This window comes from Bradyrhizobium sp. USDA 4452 (assembly GCF_054063575.1).
On the sequence record NZ_JBSSGK010000001.1, the window covers coordinates 1,201,696 to 1,218,002 of the forward strand.

The 16,307-nt window shown below is 67.4% G+C and carries 16 protein-coding genes and 1 riboswitch; of the genes, 3 read left to right on the forward strand and 13 right to left on the reverse strand.

Annotated features, from left to right (window positions below; translation table 11 throughout):
• Positions 1 to 33: 33 nt before the first annotated feature.
• Genes cobF through cbiE form a run of 6 tightly spaced genes read right to left on the reverse strand, consistent with a single transcriptional unit; the run spans position 34 to position 5,151 of the window.
• Positions 34 to 783, reverse strand: a complete 750-nt coding sequence (cobF, locus tag ACVISU_RS05965) for a precorrin-6A synthase (deacetylating) (protein WP_456706315.1) — start codon at positions 781 to 783, stop codon at positions 34 to 36.
• Positions 784 to 790: 7 nt separating this feature from the next.
• Positions 791 to 1,519 (reverse strand): uroporphyrinogen-III C-methyltransferase, encoded by a 729-nt coding sequence (gene cobA / locus ACVISU_RS05970; RefSeq protein ID WP_456706316.1) that lies wholly within the window; start codon positions 1,517 to 1,519, stop codon positions 791 to 793.
• On the reverse strand, positions 1,516 to 2,826 hold the full coding sequence (locus tag ACVISU_RS05975; protein WP_456706317.1) for a cobyrinate a,c-diamide synthase: 1,311 nt from the start codon (positions 2,824 to 2,826) through the stop codon (positions 1,516 to 1,518). The genes cobA and ACVISU_RS05975 overlap by 4 nt, the downstream gene beginning before the upstream one ends.
• A complete protein-coding gene (gene cobM, locus ACVISU_RS05980) occupies positions 2,823 to 3,608 on the reverse strand; it encodes a precorrin-4 C(11)-methyltransferase (RefSeq protein ID WP_456706318.1) in 786 nt (261 codons plus the stop codon). The genes ACVISU_RS05975 and cobM overlap by 4 nt, the downstream gene beginning before the upstream one ends.
• Positions 3,605 to 3,973, reverse strand: coding sequence for a cobalamin biosynthesis protein (locus ACVISU_RS05985; protein WP_456706319.1), 369 nt, complete (start codon positions 3,971 to 3,973; stop codon positions 3,605 to 3,607). The genes cobM and ACVISU_RS05985 overlap by 4 nt, the downstream gene beginning before the upstream one ends.
• Positions 3,970 to 5,151, reverse strand: a complete 1,182-nt coding sequence (cbiE, locus tag ACVISU_RS05990; protein ID WP_456706320.1) for a precorrin-6y C5,15-methyltransferase (decarboxylating) subunit CbiE — start codon at positions 5,149 to 5,151, stop codon at positions 3,970 to 3,972. The genes ACVISU_RS05985 and cbiE overlap by 4 nt, the downstream gene beginning before the upstream one ends.
• Here cbiE and ACVISU_RS05995 point away from each other — a divergent pair.
• Positions 5,150 to 5,899: a cobalt-precorrin-6A reductase gene (locus ACVISU_RS05995; RefSeq protein WP_456706321.1), complete on the forward strand. Its 750-nt coding sequence runs from the start codon at positions 5,150 to 5,152 to the stop codon at positions 5,897 to 5,899. The genes cbiE and ACVISU_RS05995 overlap by 2 nt on opposite strands.
• On the opposite strand, the gene cobJ is transcribed toward ACVISU_RS05995, so the two are convergent.
• Genes cobJ through ACVISU_RS06030 form a run of 7 tightly spaced genes read right to left on the reverse strand, consistent with a single transcriptional unit; the run spans position 5,875 to position 13,782 of the window.
• Positions 5,875 to 6,609 (reverse strand): precorrin-3B C(17)-methyltransferase, encoded by a 735-nt coding sequence (gene cobJ, locus ACVISU_RS06000; RefSeq protein WP_456706322.1) that lies wholly within the window; start codon positions 6,607 to 6,609, stop codon positions 5,875 to 5,877. The two genes, ACVISU_RS05995 and cobJ, sit on opposite strands and share 25 nt — an antisense overlap.
• Positions 6,606 to 7,337 (reverse strand): precorrin-2 C(20)-methyltransferase, encoded by a 732-nt coding sequence (locus ACVISU_RS06005; protein WP_456706323.1) that lies wholly within the window; start codon positions 7,335 to 7,337, stop codon positions 6,606 to 6,608. The genes cobJ and ACVISU_RS06005 overlap by 4 nt, the downstream gene beginning before the upstream one ends.
• A 2-nt stretch (positions 7,338 to 7,339) precedes the next feature.
• Positions 7,340 to 7,969, reverse strand: coding sequence for a precorrin-8X methylmutase (locus tag ACVISU_RS06010; protein WP_063695197.1), 630 nt, complete (start codon positions 7,967 to 7,969; stop codon positions 7,340 to 7,342).
• Positions 7,969 to 9,132 carry a precorrin-3B synthase gene (gene cobG / locus ACVISU_RS06015; RefSeq protein ID WP_456706324.1) on the reverse strand — a complete coding sequence of 388 codons (1,164 nt, stop codon included), beginning with the start codon at positions 9,130 to 9,132 and terminating at the stop codon, positions 7,969 to 7,971. Before cobG ends, ACVISU_RS06010 begins: the two co-directional genes overlap by 1 nt.
• Entirely contained in the window at positions 9,129 to 12,377 is a 3,249-nt protein-coding gene (gene cobN / locus ACVISU_RS06020; RefSeq protein WP_456706325.1) for a cobaltochelatase subunit CobN, read from the reverse strand. Before cobN ends, cobG begins: the two co-directional genes overlap by 4 nt.
• Complete coding sequence (cobW, locus tag ACVISU_RS06025; protein ID WP_050405048.1) at positions 12,377 to 13,411, reverse strand: cobalamin biosynthesis protein CobW; 1,035 nt, start codon at positions 13,409 to 13,411, stop codon at positions 12,377 to 12,379. Before cobW ends, cobN begins: the two co-directional genes overlap by 1 nt.
• Positions 13,408 to 13,782: a DUF1636 family protein gene (locus ACVISU_RS06030; protein WP_456706326.1), complete on the reverse strand. Its 375-nt coding sequence runs from the start codon at positions 13,780 to 13,782 to the stop codon at positions 13,408 to 13,410. Before ACVISU_RS06030 ends, cobW begins: the two co-directional genes overlap by 4 nt.
• Positions 13,783 to 13,875: 93 nt before the next feature.
• A riboswitch (cobalamin riboswitch) is annotated at positions 13,876 to 14,091 on the reverse strand.
• Positions 14,092 to 14,127: 36 nt separating this feature from the next.
• Here ACVISU_RS06030 and cobO point away from each other — a divergent pair.
• Together cobO and ACVISU_RS06040 are read left to right on the forward strand one after the other, a co-directional pair.
• Entirely contained in the window at positions 14,128 to 14,781 is a 654-nt protein-coding gene (gene cobO / locus ACVISU_RS06035; RefSeq protein ID WP_456706327.1) for a cob(I)yrinic acid a,c-diamide adenosyltransferase, read from the forward strand.
• A 14-nt stretch (positions 14,782 to 14,795) separates the two neighbouring features.
• Positions 14,796 to 16,244, forward strand: a complete 1,449-nt coding sequence (locus ACVISU_RS06040) for a cobyric acid synthase (RefSeq protein WP_456706328.1) — start codon at positions 14,796 to 14,798, stop codon at positions 16,242 to 16,244.
• The last annotated feature ends 63 nt before the right edge of the window (positions 16,245 to 16,307 follow it).

Genomic DNA, 16,307 nt, shown 5'->3' on the forward strand with positions numbered 1-16,307 from the left:
CTGCTGCGTGGACTGCCGACGCAATCCCGCCGATCACGAACGCCGCTTCAAGACATAGCTGTCCATGATCCAGCCGTGCTGCGCACGCGCATTCCGGCGCGCGGCGACAATGCGAGAGCCCACCTCGGCTAACTCCCCCGCCATGATAATCTGATCCGGCATGCCGAGATAGGCGCCCCACCAGATCTTCAAGCCCACAGGATCCAGCGTCTGGAAGGCGGCGCCGCCGTCGAGCATCACGACGATGGTGTCGACGCCATCAGGCCATCCGCCCTCGCGGAGCCGCCGGCCTGTCGTGACCAGGAACGGCTCGCCAATCTCGTTGAGCGGCAGCGCATGCGCCGCGCACAGCGCCTGGATCGAGGTGATGCCCGGGATCACCTCGATCGACGGCAGCGGATCGAGCCGTTGCGCAATCCGCAGGCTCGAATCGTAAAGCGAGGGATCGCCCCAGATCAGCAAAGCGACGCGCCCCGCGCCACCGAGATGGCGCGCGATTTCCTGCGACCAAGTTGCGGCGACCGCATCGTGCCAATCGTCGACGCCCTTGCGGTAGTCCTCCTCGCCGGCGTCACGCACCGGCAGGTCGAACTCGGCAATGCGCGTGCGATCATTGTTCAACGCCTCGGCGCAGATCGTTCGGCGCAAGTCGGCGAGATCCGACTTCGCGGTCCCCTTGCGCGGGATCAGGATCAAATCGGCGGCATTGATGGCAGCGATCGCAGCAAGGGTGAGCTGCCGGGGATCGCCACAACCGATACCGATCAGGGAAAGCGCCAGCATGGCCGTATCAACCTTGCTCCGGCGCCAGCGCACCGAACAGAATGACCGCCGCCGCGGTGGCGGCGCCTGCATGCGCGAGCCGTTCGGCCAGCTCTGCGATCGTGGTGCGGACGATCCGCTCTTCGGTGTGGCCGAGCGACTCCGCGAACAGCGCAGGCGTATCGGGAGAAAGGCCATGCGCGATCAGCCTCGCGGTCAGCGCCGGAAAGGTGCGCCGGCCCATATAGACGACGGTGGTGGCCTCGGGATCGGCCAGCGCCGCCCAATTCAAATCCGCGGGCAACTCGCCGGTGACGTCGGCGCCGGTCACGAACTGGACCCGGCGCGCGGTCAGCCGTCGCGTCAGCGGAATGCCGGCCTGCGCCGCCGCGACCGAGGCCGAGGTTACGCCGGGAATGATCTCGTAGCCGATGCCGGCCGCGCGCAGCGCTTCGATCTCCTCTTCGAGCCGTCCAAAGATGCCGGCATCGCCTGACTTCAGCCGCACCACCCGCACGCCGGTCGCGGCATAGTCGACCAGCAGCCGGCTGACATGATGCTGCTTCGCCGAGAGGCGGCCGGCGCGCTTGCCGACCGCGACGAGATTGGCGCCAGCGCGCGCGAGATCGAGGATCGCGCCCGAGGCGAGATCATCATAGAGCACCACGTCGGCCTCGCGCAGCCGCCCGGCTCCCTTCATGGTCAGGAGCTCGGGATCGCCGGGACCAGCCGAGACGAAGGAGACGAATCCGCTCATCGGTCCTCCGCAATCAGATGGAAGAACGTACCCGTGGCGTTGCCGCGCCGCGATCCGGTTTCGGCTACGATCGCGCCGGTCGCATCGCGCACCACCGCAAGCCGCGTGTCCGGCTGCGCGACGATCGTCGAATAGTGAAATTCGTGGCCGCGCAAGCGTGCGCCGGGACCGTGCCCGGGCATCGCAGTGGCGAGCTCAGCGAGCCGGTAGCCGAGATGCATGCGCCGCTTGGCATAGCTGGTCTCGAGGCCGAGCAATCCGGCCATCGCGTGGCGCACGCCGTCTGCATCGGTCAACGCGGCGCCCAGCACCATGTAGCCGCCGCACTCACCGTGCACCGGCTTCATCTCCGCAAAGGCGCGCAACTGGCCAAGAAATCGCGTGTTGGAAGCAAGCCGCGCCGCATGCAGTTCGGGATAGCCGCCGGGCAGCCAGCACACATCGGCGTTCGCCTCGGGGCCCTCGTCGGCAAGCGGCGAGAACGTCACGATCTCGGCGCCGGCCGCACGCCAGGCCTCGAGCATGTGCGGATAGACGAAAGAGAACGCGGCGTCGCGCGCGAGCGCGATGCGCTGGCCGGGCGGCGTGATGTCGAGGCTGCGCGCGGCCGATTGCGGCGACCAGTCGCGCGCCGATCGCAACACCGCGTCGAGATCGACATGCTCGGCGACGAAGCGCGCGGCCTCGTCAATCAGACCGTCGATCTGAACCTGCTCTTCCGCCTGCACCAGGCCGAGATGACGCTTCGGCAACGCGATCTCCGCGTGCCGGGGCAGCGCACCCAGCACCGCAATGCCAGCGTCCGCCATGGCGCTGCGCACCAGTGCTTCGTGCCGCGGGCTGGCGACACGGTTGAGAACGACACCGGCAAGCCGCACGCCGGCGCGGAAGTCGCGCAATCCCGCCGCAACCGCCGCGGCGGTCTGCGCCTGGCCCGAGGGATCGATCACCAGCAGCACGGGCCATCCCATCATCTCGGCGATATCGGCGGTGGCACCGGTGCCCGAGACGCCGCGCGTTGCGACGCCGTCGAACAGTCCCATCGAGCCTTCGGCCAGCACCAGATCCGCCTCCGCGCCACGGCTTGCCAGATGCGCGATCGCCTCGCCCGACATCGCCCAGCTGTCGATGTTGACGGACGCGCGTCCGGTCGCGACGGCGTGAAAGGCGGGATCGATATAGTCCGGTCCGCTCTTCAGGCATTGCACCTTCAGCCCGCGATTGCGCCAGGCGCGCGCCAGCGCCAGGGTTAGCGTCGTCTTGCCGACCCCGGATGCAGGTGCAGAGATCACGAGCCCCGCGGTCATCGCGATGTTTCCGGAAAGCGCGGCTCGGGCGCCACCGGCCGGTAGCGGCGGTCATAGTCGGCCGCATAAAGGCGACTCTCGGCGAATTCGCCGGCGCCGAGCGTCTTGCCGACCAGGATCAGCGCGGTGCGTTCGAGCTCGGGGCCGAGCGCGGCATCGAGGCTCGCAAGCGTGGCGCGCACGATGCGCTGGTCCGGCCAGCTCGCGCGCCAGACGATCGCCACCGGACAATCCGCACCATAATGTGGCGTCAGCTCGGCGATAACCTTGTCCAGCAGATGGATCGACAGATGGATCGCGAGCACCGCGCCGGTCGCGGCAAACGCCGCGAGCGTCTCGCCGTCGGGCATCGCGCTCGCCCTGCCCGGCGTGCGCGTCAGCACCACCGATTGCGCAAGGCCTGGCAGCGTCAGCTCGGATTCCAGCGCCGCCGCCGCCGCCGAAAACGCCGGCACGCCGGGCGTGACCGAATATGGAATCTCCAACACGCGCAACCGGCGCAGCTGCTCCCCCATTGCCGACCAGATCGAGAGATCGCCCGAATGCAGCCGCGCGACGTCCTTTCCTTGCGCATGCGCCGCAGCGATCTCGGCGATGATCTCGTCGAGCGACATCGATGCCGTGTTGACGATGCGCGCATCCTTCGGGCAATGCGCCAACACGCCCGCGGGGACCAACGATCCGGCGTAGAGGCAGACCGGACAGGAGGCGATGAGATCGCGGCCCCGCAAGGTCAGGAGATCGGCGGCGCCCGGCCCCGCGCCGATGAAATGCACCGTCATTCGCCGTCTCCTTCTGCGATCGCCGCAGTCGCCGCCCGATCCCGCGACACGGCCCTGACCGCGATCAAGCGTGCACCGCGCCCGGCGGCTGCGACTGCCGCTGCCTCGGCGACCGAGCCCGTTCCAAACCTGGCCTTGACGAGGTCGGATTGCGTCGCGGTTTGTATCTCAGCCAACATTTCGGCGGGAATGCTCCGGATCGGCAATCCCAGTTCCTGTGCCAACGCTTGCATTGCCACCGCACCGGCCTTGTCGCTCACTGTCGCAACCGCCGCAAGGCCGTTGGGCCCGCCGGCGGCGTCGAGCGCTTCGCGCAACGACGCGACACTGGCATTGCTCCTGAATCCCAGACCCGCGACCTTCATCGGACGGCGCTCCATTGCACGATCGGCCGCGCCGCTTTCCACGAGCGATACCGGCCCAGCGGCTCGGCATGTGCGATCTCCACGCGCATCAGTTCGCCGCCAAGCCGCTGATGCAGATCGGCAAGCAGCGCCTCGGTTTCCAGCGTCACGGCATGCGCGACCAGTCGCGTTCCCGGCGCGATGCGCGACCAGATCGCATCGAACATATCGGCATCGAGGCCACCACCGATGAACACGGCGTCGGGCCCTTCGAGGTCCGACAAGATACCCGGCGCCGTGCCCTCGATCACCGTGATCCGATGTGCCAAGCCGAAGCTCGCCGCGTTGCTGCGGATGTTGGCGGCGCGTTCGCCGCGGGCCTCGACGGCGATCGCCGTCCCGCCGCAGAGCGCCCATTCGATCGAGATCGAGCCGGAGCCGGCGCCGATGTCCCATAGCCGCTCGCCCGGCCGCGGCGCAAGCGCCGACAGCGCAAGCGTGCGGATCGGCCGTTTTGTCAGTTGTCCGTCGTGCACGAAGAGTGCCTCGGGAAGACCCGAGCTGCGCGCGATCCCCTGTGCGCCCGCCGCCTTCAGCGCAACCGCGACCGGGCTGTCGCTTGAAGCGCCGGCAAAATTGTCGGCGCAATGCTGTTTGATGGATTCGCGCGGGCCGCCAAGTGCGGACAGCGTCCATACTGATGACTGCCCCCAGCCGCGCTCGGTGAGCCAGCGCGCGAGATCGGAAGCCGCGTTGCCATCGCGCACCAGGCAGATGATCCGTGCACCACGCGCAAGATGTGGCAGCAGCCGTTCGAATGGTGCGGCGTGGAGGCCGAGACAGATGACGTTCTCGAGCCGCCAGCCCAACCGTGCCGCCGCCAGCGAGAACGTCGATGGCGCGGAATGCGCGACCCACTCGCCGGCCTGCAATTTCCCGACAAGGCTGCCGCCGACGCCATGCCAGAACGGATCGCCCGAGGCGAGCACCGCGGTCGGACGGCCGCGGCATTCAAGCACGATGTCCGCATCGAACGGCACCGGCCAGGCGCGGCCGCGATCGGTGATCCCGGCCAACGCGAGATGCCGCTCGCCGCCGAACACCGTTTCGGCTTCACGAAGCGCCTTTCGGCTTGCGTCGGAGAGGCCGGCAAGGCCATCTTCGCCGATGCCGATGATGGTCAACCACGGATTACCCATGACGCGCGCTCTGATCCTGGGCGGAACAGCCGACGCCAATTTGCTTGCCGCGACAATCGCAAGCGCGGGCATCGACGCGGTCTATTCCTATGGCGGGCGCACCGCCTCTCCCGCCGAACAACCGCTGCCGACCCGGATCGGCGGCTTCGGCGGCGTCGGCGGTCTTGCCGACTATCTGCGTCGCGAGGGCATCACGCATGTCATCGACGCGACGCATCCGTTCGCCGCCGAGATGAGCCGCAACGCGATCGCCGCGTGCGCGCAAGCCGCAACGCCGCTGCTCGCGCTCGAACGCGCGCCCTGGAATAGAACATCCGGCGATCGCTGGATCGAGGTCGCGGACGTCGGATCGGCGGTCGCGGCCTTGCCGGAGAGCCGCGCCAACGTGTTCCTCGCGATCGGCCGCCAGCATATCGCCCCGTTCGGCAGCCGGCCGCAGCATGCCTATACGTTGCGTTTCGTCGACACGCCCGGGGAAACGCTGCCATTGCCCGATGCCGAAATCATCGTCTCGCGCGGCCCATTCACGCTCGAGGGCGAGCTCGAAATGATGCGTACGCGCGCGATCGCGTGGATCGTTGCCCGCAATTCCGGCGGAAGTGGCGCCCGCGCCAAGATCGACGCCGCCCGTACGCTCGGCCTTCCCGTCATCATGATCACGCGGCCGCTGCTGCCCGAGAGGCCGCGGGTTGAACGCGTGCGCGAGGTGATGGAATGGCTCGGTCATCGGACCTGCCTCGGCGCATAGACCCAGCGGCCCACCCGCCGCGTCGTCGAGTTGCAGACGATCACCATCGTCCGCATATCGGCCATCTCGGGCCGCGCATCGCGCAACAGAACCGTCTCGATCCGCTGCTCGGGCGTGCTGACGGCGCGCGCGAAAATCACGATGCGCTCGCTGCAGCCCGCCTCTCTCAAGATCGCGAGCGTCCGTGCAAAGCCTTCCGGCCGGCTAGCCGAGCGCGGGTTGTACATCGCGATCGCGAAATCGGCCTCGGCCGCGAGCCGCAGGCGCTGCTCGATCAGCGGCCAGGGTTTTAGATTGTCGGACAGGTTGATCGCGCAGAAATCATGACCGAGCGGCGCGCCGGCGCTCGCCGCCGCCGCCAGCATCGCCGTGATGCCGGGCAGCACGCGGATCGGCAGGTCATGCCATTGCGGCACGCTTTCCAGCGCTTCAAACACGGCGGACGCCATCGCGAACACGCCGGGGTCGCCGGACGACACCACGACGACGTGCCGACCCTCTGACGCCAGCCGCAGTGCCTCACCAGCGCGCTGCAGCTCGACGCGATTGTCCGAGGGATGCAGCGTCAACCCGTCGCGTGGCGGCACCCGCGTAACGTACGGCGCATAGCCCACGATGTCGGTCGCATTTGCGAGCGCTGCGGAGACCTCCGGGGTGATCAGCGCCTCGTCGCCCGGCCCGAGTCCCGCAATGGTCAGCGTGCCGGTCATGGCGCCGCCTCCCTGCGCCGGCCCTGCCCGTGCACCAGCACGATCGCGAAATACGGAGCGTCGGCCTCGGCGAGATCGGCGAGCCGAGCGACGCGCTGATCGGGCATGGTGCCGCGCTCGACGAGCCATGCATCGCCGAGACGGCCCGCAGCCGCGAGTGCGCGACGGATTTTTGTCAGATTGCGGCCGGTCTTCATCACGACCAGCGCGTCGGAGTTCTGCATCCGCTGTACGAGCTCGGCCTCGGGCAGCGTGCCCATCAGCACCATGGTGACATCGTCGGCAAGCGCGATCGGCCGGCCGACCGCATTCCAGCAACCGACCATGCCGGGAATGCCGGCGACCACCTCGATCTCGATCCGACCCTGCAGGCGGGCATGCAGGTGCATGAACGAACCGTAGAAATAGGGATCGCCCTCGCAGAGCACGACGATGTCGACGGCGCGCGCAAGCCGCGCCAGCCGCTCGGTCCATTCGTCATAGAACCCGGCCAGCAGACGCGCATAGTCCGGACTGTCGAAGGCAATCTCCGTGGTGACCGGATATTCCATCGGATATTCGCTGACGCCGGCGGCGAGCATGCCTTCAACAATGCGGCGCGCCTGGCCGAGCTGCCCCCTCTTGCGAAAATAGGCGACGTGCTTGGCGGCGCGCACCACGCGATCGGCGCGCACGCTCATCAAATCCGGATCGCCTGGGCCGAGCCCGCAGCAGATGATGCGCCCCATCGCTATTCGCTCCGGCTCGCCAGCGCGTTGACGGCGGCGACCGTGATCGCCGAACCGCCGAGACGCCCCTCGACCGTCAGCGCCGGCACCGGCGGCGCAGCCATCAATGCCGCTTTCGACTCGGCCGCACCCACGAAGCCGACCGGACAGCCGATGATCGCCGCCGGCCGCGGGCAATCGGAGTGCTCAAGCATGTTGAGCAGATGAAACAGCGCCGTCGGCGCGTTGCCGATCGCGACGATGGCCCCAGCCAGATGCGGCCGCCACAGTTCGAGCGCCGCCGCGGAGCGCGTATTCCGCATCGATTGCGCCAGTGCCGGAATCTGGGGATCGCCGAGCGTGCAGATCACGGCGTTGCCGGCCGGCAGCCGTGCACGCGTGATGCCCTCCGACACCATGCGGGCGTCGCAAAGGATCGGCGCGCCCGCCTGCAAGGCGGCGCGCGCACATGCGGCCATGCCGGGCGTGAAGCGGACATGCGCTTCGAGACCCACCATGCCCGCAGCATGGATCATGCGCACGACCACCGGCTCCTCGTCGGGCGTAAACCGGGCGAGATCGGCCTCCGACCGGATCGTCGCAAAGGACTGACGATAGATCGCCGCACCATCGGTCTCATAGACGTGCGGCATCAATGGCCTCCCATCAACACGGCGGAATTTGCAACGAGGTACGAAGCGGTCAAGCCTCGCAAGACCGGCGCATCCCGCGTGGTGCCATGACGGATCAGGTCAAAGCCCTCGCATGACGCAACGAGGGTGACGTCAGCCGAACCGGACTGGGCACAGCCCTTGGCGCAGCCGGACACATGAAGCCGGGCATCGGCCGGGACAGAAGATGTGAGCACGGACGCCAGTGCGCGCGTATCGGCATGCGCCTCACGACAGCGCGGTGCGCCGCTGCAAGCGATCACGCGGAGTACGGGATCATTGGGATCAGTGACGAGGTCCTTTCCAAAGGGCATCTCATGCATCCCCTCAGCCAGCACCATCCGCCACGGCGTCATGCGGAAAGCCTGCGCGCAACCGGCGAGATGGCCGAGTGTCTGCTGCGTCAGTTGTCCGAAGGCCACGCCAACCATCGCACCGGTCGGATAGAGCCCGGGCACAGGGTCCGCCGATTGGGTTATGGGCTCGGCGTCGCCGCGAAGCGACTGCGGCAAGCTCGCACCGCCGGCGAGGTGAGCCGCCATTCGTCGCTTCTCGCCCCTGGCTCCGCCGGAGACGACGAACCATTCCGCCAGCGACAGTGCGATCTGCACGGCCTCGCTGCGCGCGACGGAAAGCCCGAATTGTGCGCCATCGGCCCGCACCAGCAGCCCGCCATTGCGACCGCGCTCGATCCGGACATCCGCCGACGCGCCGGCGAGCACGCGCTCGCTGCCATCGTCGATCGCAAATCCGAACTTGGTCGGAAGATCGAGCGACACGCCGGCGAGCGTCCGCTCGAGTTCGGCTGCGAGCGGGCGCGTGTCGTCTCCGGCACTCCAGAAGGGCGTCACCAGAATGTTGCGCTGCGCCTCAGTTTCCGAATCCGGGTCCAGCAAGCCGAACTCGGCGAGCCCGCCGATCAGAGCCGGATAACCCTCATCGTCGACGCCGCGGATCTGGAGATTGGCGCGACTGGTCAGATCGATCAGGCCGTTGCCGTATCGCGCCGCTAGCTCGGCGATCCCCGCCGCCTGCGCGGCATCCAGCCGTCCGCCGCGCGGACGGATGCGCACCACGAGGCCATCGCCCGACTGCATCGGCCGGAGCGCGCCGGGACACCAGCCCTTGATCGCGATCGCGCTCATGAGGCCTCCTGCAGCGCCGCCGCAATCGAATTGCGCCGCGTCTGCCACAGCGAGGCGTCATGCAACCGGGTGAAGCAGGTTTCGATCGCAGCCAGTGCCGCCGGGTTCTCGCACGCCATGAAAGCGCGAACGTCGTCATTGCCGAGCGTCGCGTCGTAATAGAGGTCGAACAGATGCGGCGGCACCGCGCCTGCAAGATGCGCGAACGCCGCCATATGTTCCAGCGTCGCCGCTATCTCGGCGGCACCGCGGAAGCCATGGCGCATCATGCCGGCGATCCATGCGGGATTGGCTGCGCGCGTCCGCACCACCCGAGAGATTTCCTCGGTCAATGAACGGGCATGGGGCTGATCCGGCCGCGTCGCATCGAGGTGATAGAGCGACGGGGCCTTTGCGCCGAGCCGCCGCGCCGCAGCGGCGATGCCGGCCTCGTGCGCGGCATAGTCCGCCGCCAGCAGCAGATCGGTCTCCGGCAAATCCTGGGTATGGACGAAGCTGTCGGCAGCAGCGAGCCGCGTCTCGATGCCGGCACGATCGAGCCGGATCTCGCCATCGGATGCAATGGCCCACGACGATGCCGACAGCCAGGCTTCACCGGCCGCCTCGCGTGCCTCCTGTGTGAAAACGTCAGGGACAGCCGCGATGCCGGCGCCATAGTGTCCCGGGCGAGGACCGAACACGCGCGAGATGCGCTGCCGGTAAGGATTCTCGTCCGCCTCATCGCTGCGTTCGGCCAACGCCTCGGTCGCCGCTTCGAACAGCTGCGCGAGCCCCGAGAAAACGTCGCGGAACAGCCCCGACACCCGCAGCGTCACGTCGATGCGCGGCCGGCCGAGCTCCGCCGGCGCGATGATGTCGTAGCCCGACACCCGGCCCGATCCATGATCCCAGCGCGGCGCGATCCCGGCGAGATGCAAGGCCATCGCAAAATCCTCGCCAGCGGTACGCATCGTCGAGGAGCCCCAGAGGTCGACGACGAGCCCTTTCGGCCAGTCACCTTGGTCCTGCAAATGGCGGCGCAGCAGTTCCTCGGCGAGCTTGACGCCTTGCGCATGTGCCGACGGCGTCGGCACCGCGCGCGGATCGACCGCAAACAGGTTGCGACCGGTCGGCAGCACGTCGCTGCGCCCGCGATAGGGCGAACCCGACGGCCCCGGCGCAACACGCCGCCCCGCGAGCGCATCGCGCAGCGCCGCCCGCTCCGCCTCGCCGCAAGCGCCCTGCCCGAACACATGCAGGCCGTCGCCGAACTGGCTCTCCTTGAGATCGCAGACGAAGCGATCAATCTGCGGAATCGCCTCGGCCGCGGAGACTGATGCCGCGAGACCGAGATCGTCCTCCAGTCCGGCGATGCGGGCTTCCTCGCGGATCGCGGCAATCAGGCGCTGCCGCCGCGCCGGATCGAGACCGTCCGCCGTCGAATATTCATCGAGCAAACGTTCAAGATTGCGCAAGCCGTCCGGCATCGTGGCCGGTGCCAGCGGCGGCGGCAGATGGCCGATCGTCACGGCACCGATCCGGCGCTTGGCCTGCGCGGCTTCGCCGGGATCGTTGACGATGAAGGGATAGATGACGGGCAGATCGCCGATCAGCGCATCCGGCCAGCATGCGGACGACAGCGCAACCGACTTGCCGGGCAGCCATTCCAGCGTGCCATGCGCGCCCATGTGGACGACGGCATCGATGCCCTGCCGCCTGAGCCACAGATGGAACGCGACATAGGCGTGGCGAGGCGTGCGCGACAGATCGTGGTAGTCGGCGTCGCGCTGACCGACGTCACCGCGCTCCGGCTGAACCGCGATGATCGACTTGCCGCTCCGGATCGCCGCGAAATGAAATGCGCCGTCGCGGCAATCGGGATCATCTTCCGGTGCACCCCACGCGCGCGCAAGATCGTCCTGGAGCGGCTGCGGGAGGTTCGAGATCGTCGCACGATACTCGGCCACGTCCCATGTCAGCTTCCGGTGCAGCAGCATGCCACCCAGCGACTCCACCGGCTCAAGATCAAAGCCCGCGGCCGCGAGATCGGCCAGCAACGCCTCGATCGAGGCCAGCGCATCAAGGCCGACGGCGTGCGCGATCTGATGCGGACGGCCCGGATAGTTCGAGAGCACGAGCGCAAGCTGCTTCTCCTGCACCGGTTTGCCGGCAAGTCGGTGCCAGGCTGCCACGCGCCCGACAACCGCCGCGACGCGCTCAGCATCCGGGCGATGCGCAAGATGGGCGAACTGCAGATCGGGATCGCGCTCGCCAGGCGACTTGAAACTGACGACCCCCGCGAACAGGCGGCCGTCAACCTCGGGCAGCACCACGTGCATTGCGAGATCGCCGGGCGACAGGCCGCGCAGCGACAAGGTCCAGTCCTCGCGCCGCGCCGTCGACAGCGCGACCTGGAACACCGGACAGGATGCAGCGTCGAACGGCGTCGTGCCATCGTCACCGGCCGCGGAGAACGCGGTCGCATTGACGACAGCGGTCGGTGGGCATTGCGCGAACTGTGCCCGTAGCCAATCGGCCACCCCCGCCGCCTTCAACGAAGTAACGAACACCCCATGGGCATCAAAGCCCTTTCCGCGCAACGCCTCGATCAGCGCATCGATCGGCGCCGTGTCGCCGGCCGCGAGATAGGAGCGATAGAAGGTTACCAGCACTCGCGGCCGGCGATCCGGTGCCGGCAGGGCCGCAACGACACCGCGCCGGGAATCATAGACCCCGATTTCGGGAAGATCGATCACGCCGACAACCGGTCCCGCATAAAGTCCGGACGCCAGCGCCAGTTGCGCGATCACGGCCTGCGCGGCCACCGGGCCACCCTTGTCGCACAGCAGCTTCAGGCGGCGCAGCGTCGACACCGGCAAGGTCGAGAATTCATCGAGCCGCGGATCGTCGCGGCCATCCGCCGGCAGCACGACCAGGGCGATGCCGCGCTCCTTCGCCAGCCGATGCACCGCGGCCAGTCCATATGACCAGTAAGGCTCGCCACCTATCAGCCGCACCAGGATGCCGCGTGCCTGCGACAGCGTGCGCTCGATATAGGTATCGACCGACAGCGGATGGCGCAGCTCGGCGAGATTTGCGAGCCGTAGCGACGGCAGCGCGGCGCGGCCCCGCCGCCAGCCGGCCGCGAACGCGGCGAGATCGCTGTCGGAAAACGACAAAACCACGAGATCGGCCGGATCCTGGCCGAGGTCCCTTGGCGTCGCGGTCTCCTCAAGGCCGCGGCTCTCGCGGAAGACGACGTGCATCAGACACCTAGTCGCGCCCTGATCGCGGCTTCATCGATATCGCCGTGTTCGCCGATCACGACGAGCTTCGACTGTCGCGCCCGCACGCCCCACGGCATGTCGAACTGATGTCTCACCCGCTCGCCGACCGATTGCACCAATAGCCGCATCGGCTTGCCCTCGACCGCGATATAGCCCTTGGCGCGCAGCACGTTCTGCTCGCGCGCCAGCCCCTTGATCGAGGCGACCAGCGCATCGACATCAACGATCTCCGGAAGATCGATCACCACGGAATTGAAATCGTCGTGCTCGTGTTCCTCTTCGCCGTCGTGATGCGATGGCCGCGACGCGAGATCGTTCTCCGCCGCGGCCTCAAGGCCCAGGATCACGCGGGCATCGATGGCGCCGTCGACGACGGGCAACATCGGCACCTCGCGCGGCATCTCGGCAGCTATCACCGCCTTCGCAGCGCTGATCCCCTCCGCTCCCGCAAGATCGGCCTTGGTCAGCAATACAATATCGGCACAGGCGATCTGGTCCTCGAACACCTCCGATAGCGGCGTTTCGTGGTCGAGATTGTCATCGGCCGCGCGCTGCGCATCCACCGCAACGGGATCAGGCGCAAAGCGGCCGGCGGCAACGGCCTCCGCATCAGCCAGCGCGATCACGCCGTCGACGGTGATGCGCGAGCGGATCTCGGGCCAGTCGAACGCCTTGAGCAGCGGCTTCGGCAGCGCGAGGCCGGACGTCTCGATCACAATGTGATCGGGCCGCACGGGGCGTGCGAGCAACTGCTCCATCGCCGGGATGAAATCGTCGGCGACGGTGCAGCAGATGCAGCCATTGGCGAGCTCGACGATGTTCTCGGTCGGGCAATTGGCGTCGGCGCACGACTTCAGGATCTCGCCGTCGACGCCTTCGCTGCCGAATTCGTTCACCAGCACCGCAAGCTTCTTGCCGTTTGCATTGCGGATCAGATGCTGGATCAGCGTCGTCTTGCCGGACCCGAGAAAGCCGGTCACCACGGTGACCGGAACCTTGGTGAGCGTGGTCATTCGGCGGCCTCCGGCACGACGGGAAGAGGTGGAATTCGGGCAAGCGATTGCTTGCGGAAGATTTCGGGACGGCTGCGCCACGGCACGATGCCGTCAGGCGCCGACGCATAGGCAGAGGCGCCGGCGATCACATCCTTGGCATTGGCTTCGGACAGGCGGCCGTAGACATAGGACCACCGCCCCGGCGCGCTGAGCGCGACCGAGCAGCCCTGGCTGCAAGCCGACAGGCATTCGACGGGAACCAGGTTGACGTCATCGGGCACGCCGGCCTCGACGAGGGCGGCATGCAGGCGCGCACCGGGCGCGAGTTCACCTTCGGCCAGCGTCTGGCCCGCGCGGCAGGTGATACAGACATGAAGTGTAACGCTCATCGCCCTTCCTGGATTGACTGCGGGAAGCGATGAGGCACACGAACCTGACGTGAACAGATTCGTTCCCCGTCGCGGAACACCCCGTCCGCCGGTCTCAAACACACTGCGTCGGCAGGTCTCCCGGCTTGCGGAGCAGGATTTCTCCCTTGATACCCACCTTCCCGACTCCATCAGGGAATCAGTGGCTTGGGCATCTCTCCGGTCACGGTCGCGGGGGCGGCTGCGCTTTGGGCAAACCTTGCGGTCTGAGCCCTATCGCATTCCCTCTTCGCCTGTCGTAGGACAGGAACCAACGCGGGGTCACCATTCGGCCTAGCCTCGCACTTGTCAAGCCGAAGGAACGTGATGATTTCTGATGGAGATGACGCTGAGGACGGCGCCGTCGGCACCGACCCTGCACTGCATGCGCGCCATGCGGCCAAGATGGCGAAAAAGAAGGTCGCCCGCGACAAGATCATGGCGACCAAGAGCGGTGAAAAGGGCCTGATCATCGTTCATACCGGCGCCGGCAAAGGAAAATCCTCCTCCGCCTTCGGCATGATCGTGCGCTGCGTGGCGCATGGCTTCCCCTGCGCCGTGGTGCAATTCATCAAGGGCGCCTGGGATACCGGCGAGCGCCGTTTGCTCACCGGGCATTTCGGCGACCTCTGTCAATTCCACGCGATGGGCGAAGGTTTTACCTGGGAGACGCAGGATCGCGCCCGCGACATCGCGGCAGCGCAGGCCGGCTGGGAAAAAGCCAAGCAGCTGATCGCAGACCCGAGCCTGCGCATGGTCGTACTCGACGAAATCAACATCGCGCTGCGCTACGATTATCTTGATATCGCCGATGTCGTCGACTTCCTGACCTCGTCGAAGCCGCCGATGACGCATGTCGTGCTCACCGGGCGCAACGCCAAGGACGAATTGATCGAGATCGCCGACCTCGTCACCGAGATGACGCTGGTCAAGCACCCGTTCCGCTCCGGCATCAAGGCCCAGCCGGGCGTCGAGTTCTGAAGCGATAATCGATCATGGCGCGCGCATTGATGATCCAGGGAGCCGGTTCGGACGTGGGCAAGTCGCTCATCGTCGCCGGCCTCGCGCGCGCAGCCAAACGGCGCGGCCTGCGCGTGCTGCCATTCAAGCCGCAGAACATGTCGAACAATGCTGCCGTGACCGTCGACGGCGGCGAGATCGGGCGCGCGCAGGCGTTGCAGGCGCTCGCTGCCGGCGTCGAGCCGCACACCGACATGAACCCGGTGCTGCTCAAGCCGGAAACCGATGTCGGCGCGCAGGTCATCGTGCACGGCAAGCGGATCGCGACCGCCCGCGCGCGCGATTATGCCGCCATGAAACCGTCGCTGATGGGCGCGGTGCTGGAGAGTTTTGAGCGCCTGAAGGCGCGCGCCGACCTCGTGCTGGTCGAGGGCGCCGGCAGCCCCGCCGAGGTCAATCTGCGCAAGTCCGATATCGCCAATATGGGCTTTGCGCGCCGGGCAGATGTGCCCGTGGTCTTGGTCGGCGACATCGACCGCGGCGGCGTGATCGCGCAACTCGTCGGCATCCAGGCGGTGATCGATCCCGATGATGCCGCAATGATCCAGGGCTTTGCCATCAACAAATTCCGCGGCGATCCGACCTTGTTCGACGACGGCTACCGCCTGATCGAAGCCCGCACCGGATGGCGCGGCTTCGGCGTGCTGCCCTGGTTCGCGCGCGCCGGCGAGCTCCCGGCCGAAGATGCGCTCGGGCTCGGCGAGGCGCGCAGGCCCGGCCAATGCAAGATCGCGTTTCTGGCGCTGTCGCGGATCGCCAATTTCGACGACCTCGATCCGCTGAAACTCGAGCCCGGTGTCGATCTCGTGATGGTGCGGCCCGGCGAAGCCATTCCGGGCGACGCACGCCTCGTCATCCTGCCCGGCTCGAAATCGACCCGCGGCGATCTTGCTTTCCTGCGCGCGCAGGGCTGGGACATCGATCTCTTGGCGCATCATCGCCGCGGCGGCCATGTCCTTGGCCTGTGCGGCGGATACCAGATGCTTGGGCAAAGCGTCGCCGACCCTGAAGGAATCGAAGGCCCGGCCGGCGAAACACGGGGGCTCGGGCTGCTCGACGTCACCACCACCATGTCCGAACAGAAGACGCTGACCCGCGTCAGCGCGGTGCATGCGGCGACCGGTCAGCCGATCAGCGCCTACGAGATCCACATCGGGCGCACCGATGGTCCGGATCGCGTGCGGCCCTTCTCGATGCTCGACGGCGCGCCGGAAGGCGCCATGTCGCGTGACGAGCGTGTTCACGGCAGCTATCTGCACGGCCTGTTCACCTCGGACGCCTTCCGAAAGGCATTTCTTGCGCAGCTCGATATCCCCGCGGCGGATCAGCCGTACGGTGCCAGAGTCGGGAGCGCACTCGACGCACTGGCCGAGCACATCGAGACTCATCTCCACGTCGACGGCCTGCTCGCGCTGGCGCGCTAGCGCCGAATGAAATCAGCTCGAACAGCGACAGCGCTGTGCTCCCTCTCCCGTTCTTCAGAGGAC